Here is a 1,456-nt window from a genome sequence, read left to right as displayed (position 1 = left end):
AATATGGGGAACAGGATTCGCTGCTAGATGATAATAGTTATGCTACTGGTGTAAATAATCCAGATTTGCGTGGGCAATAGGTAATGATGTTAAAAGTGCTGTTAAAGGAATCATCTAGCAAACAAGAAAGACCATAAACACTGCTATCGCTCGTTCAAAGAGGCCGGATTTTGAGAAAAGAAGTTTCTTCGGATGCTTTAAGTAATACTAACAAATTCAAGAAAGTCATCTAACGAGAGCCTTTCCCAAACTCTGTGTAACTGCCTAGCTATCTAAAATCAGCAGTACCTTTGTATCTCTAAGATTAATAAATGAACTGTTTTATTTAGTCATAAACAAGTTGCTCGCTACTTCTTCTTTCTTAGCCTTGAAACTTCTATCAACTACCGAGTAAATACTATCTTTTAATGGTCTATATCCTTGTAAAGTTTGTTTTTCCTCCCCTATAACAAGGGTGTATGGTGTGGTTTTAAAGTTTGAGCTGAGGTAAGTAATGTAAGTCCGAATTATGAATCTATCCTTACCAGCTTGATAATTATCTATCTTATCGTAGGTTGTTTTATTCTCTTCAGATACACCCTTGTTTCTTTGATTGTTCAAATCTACTAGTGCTTTAGCTATTGGCTGAGACGATTCATAGAAACTAACGCCTTCAACAAACTTATCTTCATTACCAGCATAGTCTAGCCATACAATATCAATCATAACATTTTCGGCAAATACCTTGCCTAAATCAACTACTCCAGCATCAGATTTCACTATCGTTTGTGGTTCATACTTAAGATAGAAAGTAGCTGCTGCTACTGAAGCTATTATTGAAAAACACAACGCTATTACTTGCCAATTTTTCATTATTAGTAACCTATGACGGTGTAGTTGCATACTCTAAAGACAGCATAGTCTAGCCGAAATAGGATATAAAAACACTATACCCCAACGGAACCAGGCATTTTACCCTTTAAACCTATTAATAGACTACTTAAAACAGACTGTTAACATGGAACCATCTATAACAGACTTTTGAATTATAGGGCTGGTTGCTGTGCTTTTTTCCTATCATTAGCCTATACCTAAAACATAAAACCTTTAAATGATAATCTATCTATCATTAGACTTTTTTATATTATTAAAAGATAGTAATATCTCACTATTATCAATGAACATTAATTATTAGGTCTAAGTAATAGAGGTGGTGTTATGACCGTTCGTATTTATGTGAGAGCCAGCACTAAAGATCAAGACGCTAAGAGAGCCTTATCTGACTTGATTAGCTTTAGCCAAAGCTATGATGATAACCATGTTGAGTACGTTGAGCATTTCAGTGGTACGAAGCTTGATAGACCAGCACTCACTCTGTTACTCAATGATGCTGAAGAAGGCGATATTCTGCTGGTTGAAAGCGTGGATAGATTAAGCCGGCTATCTCAAGATGATTTTGCGATTCTAAAGCAGCGTA

At 35.6% G+C, this 1,456-nt stretch carries 2 protein-coding genes; one reads left to right on the top strand and one right to left on the bottom strand.

Annotated elements, in window-relative coordinates; genetic code table 11:
• Nucleotides 1–321: 321 nt before the first annotated feature.
• Nucleotides 322–852, bottom strand: coding sequence for a hypothetical protein (locus tag JMY09_RS14335; RefSeq protein WP_102076240.1), 531 nt, complete (start codon nucleotides 850–852; stop codon nucleotides 322–324).
• A gap of 345 nt (nucleotides 853–1,197) precedes the next feature.
• On the opposite strand from JMY09_RS14335, the gene JMY09_RS14330 reads away from it, so the two are divergent.
• On the top strand, nucleotides 1,198–1,456 hold a 259-nt coding region (locus JMY09_RS14330; protein ID WP_201624622.1), incomplete at its 3' end, for a recombinase family protein.

Origin of the sequence: Psychrobacter urativorans (assembly GCF_904846695.1) — a bacterium.
GTDB classification, from domain to species: Bacteria; Pseudomonadota; Gammaproteobacteria; order Pseudomonadales; family Moraxellaceae; genus Psychrobacter; species Psychrobacter urativorans.
Note: the sequence above shows the minus strand (reverse complement) of the source record. Positions and strands in the feature narration are given on the sequence as shown.